This is a genomic window from Sulfolobales archaeon (assembly GCA_038897115.1).
Classification (GTDB): Archaea; Thermoproteota; Thermoprotei_A; order Sulfolobales; family AG1; genus AG1.
On sequence record JAWAXC010000156.1, the window covers coordinates 1 to 3,738 of the forward strand.

A 3,738-nucleotide genomic window follows, 5' to 3' on the forward strand; every position below is an offset into this window, starting at 1 on the left:
AGAGAGGACAAGACCAGGAGCAACAACAGCTGAGATAGCAAGCTGCTGGCCCACAGCCCAGGAGCTAGGCTTCAGAAGCGAGGAAGAAGCATTCCTCCTAGAATTCGGCCATGGAATAGGGCTGAGCCACAGAGAAAGACCACTGATCTCGAGAGCAATATCCTTCAACTACCCAGTAAGGATCCAGGAGAACATGGTCCTAGCACTAGAAACATGGGCACCATCAGCAGACGGTACAGGAGCCGCGAGAATAGAGGTAGAAGTAGTGGTAACAGATACAGGCCCAAGAGTAATAACCCTATTCCCAGCAGATAGACTCATCTCAGTCCCAAACGAGAGGCCCTACTAACAATAAGCCAACAATATTAAAAGCTAGCCCAAGAGAAAACTGAAAACCTCCTATCTATCCACACCTATTCAGCCATTATAGAGGAACAAGGATTCAGCAGTAATTACGATAATTACCATCTCCGCTAGAGAGACTATGCAAAAGCTATGAATATCTCATATGCAGATATCTGGTATAGAGATACCGATCTATATCCTCTAGAGAGGCCATCCTTCCCAGAGCTCACAAAGGGCTAAGGTGTAGCTGGATTAGCTTTTCCCTCTATACCTCTCCTCCAAATATTCCTTCATCATCTTTATTATATCGGTCTTTATCGATGAAACCTCACTATATACTAGCTCTATCTTTCTCTCGAGTGATTCAAATCTCTTATCCACTGTCTCAAATCTCTTATCAATTGCCTCAAATCTCTTATCTATTTGCTCGAACCCTTTATCTATATAGCCTTTTAGATCGTCTATCCTCTTATTAACCTGATCAATCCTCTTATCCATCTCATTAAGTCTTTCATTGATCGAGCCCTTCAGATCATCTATTCTTTTATCCACATATTCCTTTAGATCGTCTATCCTCTTATTAACCTGATCAATCCTTTTGTCTACCTCGCTAAACCTCTCATTAATAGATCTCATGATCTGGCTTAGATATAGCAATATAACCTCTTGATCAGATAGCTTTTTACCCTCAGCAACCTTTCTCGCAATCCTCTCTACAGCCTGCTCGAGAACCTTTGCTAGGAGAGCCTCAGAAGCTATTGTCAGGATATCCCCCTCCACAATATCGCCTAGCAAGAATAAATAGAGGCCCACTCCTCCTTAACTACCTCAACCCCTGCTAGAGCGGAGCTCGAGGATGACGAAGATCTATTTCGAGATAAACCCTTTCAACTTAAAGCCTACCCCCTAAGGCTGGGAGGAGGTCAGCCTCCTAAAGGCTGAAATACCTTTGATTGTTTTTGGGGCTTTTATATGAATTCATGGTTAAGACTTTTCAAGGCTATTAAATATGCTGACACACATATGAGCTCCGAAGGTTATAATTATACAGTGACCCCTAGTTCCCGAAACCCATGGCTGACCGTGGGGAGGGGGCTAGGGGAAACAGTGAGGAACCCGAGGGTGGCTAGAACCGCTCTCGAGCGAACGGTAGGCTTTTAATTGTAATAATCTATGAAATGAGCTAAGCGGTATCCATCAATATAACCCTGGTGACTCCCATGAATAATAAGTAGGTGTCGAGGGAGAGTTTATGCTGCAAAGCATGGGTAACTATTAATCCTCCTGTCAAAAGAAGGTTTTTTGTTATAAGCAATGGTTGAAGATATTAGAGATATTTAAATGTGCTGAGGGAGAGTCAAGAACTGGAGAGGTATATGGTGAATGCTATAAACCGAGATAAAAGATATAGAGTTGGCCATATAGTGGTTAAGAAAAGGCCTAGAATCGGGTATATGACCCCTTCCCCGCCCTGAAGGGCGGGGTTTTTGCTGGGGTCTCGGGTGTTACCCCCCTTTGCGGGGGCTACTCCGTTGTGGTGGACTATGCAGGATAGTGGTTTCTTTATATGCATAGGTGTTTTTCCTGTTGCTATCTTCATTATGTTTAGTGCTCCGTTTAGATCGCTGTGTAGCTTATGCCCCAGCGGGCATGTCACCACTCCTCTATGCTCTCTCCTAACTTCAACCTCGTGGTATGCACATCTGCTTGATGTGCCATATTCTATTACCTCATACACCCTCATACCATATTCCTGTGCCTTGAGCTCGATTGTTTGGATTAGCCTGTGGTATGACCAGATATTCACGCTAAACTTGTTACCACTATCCTGGGATATGTTATATGGATATCCTATGTATATCGTTGATACCCCGAGATCATGCAGCATTCTGATCAAATGAGAGGCTAATGTCCTGTATAGGTGTAATAATCTCCTATATAGCTTTCTGAATAGCCTCCTCCTCTCTCTTCTTAGTTCCTCAGCCGCCTCAAACTCACCTATATTCCTTGCTATGGCTTCTAGAGATTGTATCCCTGCTATCCTCTTCTCGAAGTAGAAGTAGTCCTCCTTAGCCCTCACACCCTTGTACAAGAGCCAGGTACCATCATCAACAACAACGCTTGCCATAACATTGATACCAAGATCAATCGAGGCTATCCTATCACCCTTTGGAGAGGCTATCTGGATAGTTTTTCTCTCGCCCCTGACAATATGCATGGCTTTATTGCCATTCTTTGTTGTCTCTACACCGACCTCGACTGGTATGTGTGCGTACCACCTATTGACAGCATCATCATATATGATCTCTAGCCTCCCCTGCTTCCCATACCATCTAAGCCTACCAACGAACTCTATCTCCATGTTGAAGTCCTTAAGGATCAGCTTCCTCCTCTCAACATCAACAACAAATCGATCCTGCCTAACCACTATGATCTTCCTTCTTTTGCCCTCCCTATCCTTCCAATACCCAGGCGGGCTTACCTTATTCATAAACGGTGGCAATCTCCCCTCCTTCATAGCCTTTAGCTGTGAGAAGAATGAGTTCTAGGCCTCGTTATTCTTTTCTGAATAACAGCCTGGGCGTTAACACCCAGGATGCCCTTATATTTCTCATAGTACTTCCTCCAGGTTCCCTCGAAGTCCACCCGCTGGTTTCTAAAGAACTGTTGTCTCCTCTCGTAGTTAAGCTCATTATACAACCTGGCGCAGACATCAGCTAGCCACAGCAGCTTCCTATGCTGGTACCATTTGGCATTAGACAGACAACATTCGTCCTTATATTGGAGAGGTGGGCCTCCGAGATGGTGGGTATTGCGGGGGACAGTCGGCCCCCGCCCCTCATCCTAATAGATTGACCCACCACCTCGGAAGCCCAGAGCATATATCGAAACAAAAACATAGAAACATAACCCCGCCTTTAAAGGCGAGGTTTGGTAACTATTATATATCATGGTGCGTGTAGGGTAGCTGTTATAGAGCGTGATAAGGTGTCAAAAGACGTTGAATCTGATCTCGTGGTATCACCTGTTGAGAAAGAAATTCTTATGAGCGATGCTCTTATAGAAGAGCTTGGCATAGTGCTAATAAGTCCTAGGAGTGGTTTATGGAGATTCATTGATGATCCGCCTGAAGCTATTAGAAGATCCTATAGTCCTCAATATTGGTACTAAGAGGTATATGTTATTATCAGACTCTCTAATAGCCTTGCTATCTCCCTCGCGGCATTCTCAGCCTCACCCTCCTTATTATATATTATATTAACTGTTGCTCCTGTAAATGACGCTACCACTAGTGCTTCCATCCTATTCATTCTAGTCATCTCCTCTATGATCTTTGGATCTGAGTAGTCAGCCCTCCTCCTACTAGGATCCCTAGCCTGCCTCGCAATAATC

At 44.3% G+C, this 3,738-nt stretch carries 6 protein-coding genes; 2 read left to right on the plus strand and 4 right to left on the minus strand.

Going from position 1 to position 3,738, the window contains the following annotated elements; all coding sequences use genetic code 11:
* Positions 1-349: M24 family metallopeptidase (locus QXE01_12045; GenBank protein MEM4971970.1), on the plus strand; the 349-nt coding region annotated here is incomplete at its 5' end.
* A gap of 248 nt (positions 350-597) precedes the next feature.
* On the opposite strand, the gene QXE01_12050 is transcribed toward QXE01_12045, so the two are convergent.
* The 3 genes from QXE01_12050 to QXE01_12060 form a co-directional block, all read right to left on the minus strand.
* Entirely contained in the window at positions 598-1,125 is a 528-nt protein-coding gene (locus QXE01_12050; protein MEM4971971.1) for a hypothetical protein, read from the minus strand.
* Between the two features lie 577 nt (positions 1,126-1,702).
* The gene (locus QXE01_12055) at positions 1,703-2,848 is read right to left on the minus strand and encodes a transposase (GenBank protein ID MEM4971972.1); all 1,146 of its coding nucleotides are present in this window, start codon (positions 2,846-2,848) and stop codon (positions 1,703-1,705) included.
* A gap of 20 nt (positions 2,849-2,868) precedes the next feature.
* Positions 2,869-3,045, minus strand: coding sequence for a hypothetical protein (locus QXE01_12060; protein MEM4971973.1), 177 nt, complete (start codon positions 3,043-3,045; stop codon positions 2,869-2,871).
* 231 nt (positions 3,046-3,276) lie between these two features.
* Between QXE01_12060 and QXE01_12065 the strand changes: the two genes are divergently transcribed.
* Positions 3,277-3,516 carry a hypothetical protein gene (locus tag QXE01_12065; GenBank protein ID MEM4971974.1) on the plus strand — a complete coding sequence of 80 codons (240 nt, stop codon included), beginning with the start codon at positions 3,277-3,279 and terminating at the stop codon, positions 3,514-3,516.
* Here QXE01_12065 and QXE01_12070 read toward each other — a convergent pair.
* Positions 3,513-3,738 (minus strand): hypothetical protein (locus QXE01_12070; protein MEM4971975.1); only part of this gene is annotated, 226 nt, incomplete at its 5' end. The genes QXE01_12065 and QXE01_12070 overlap by 4 nt on opposite strands.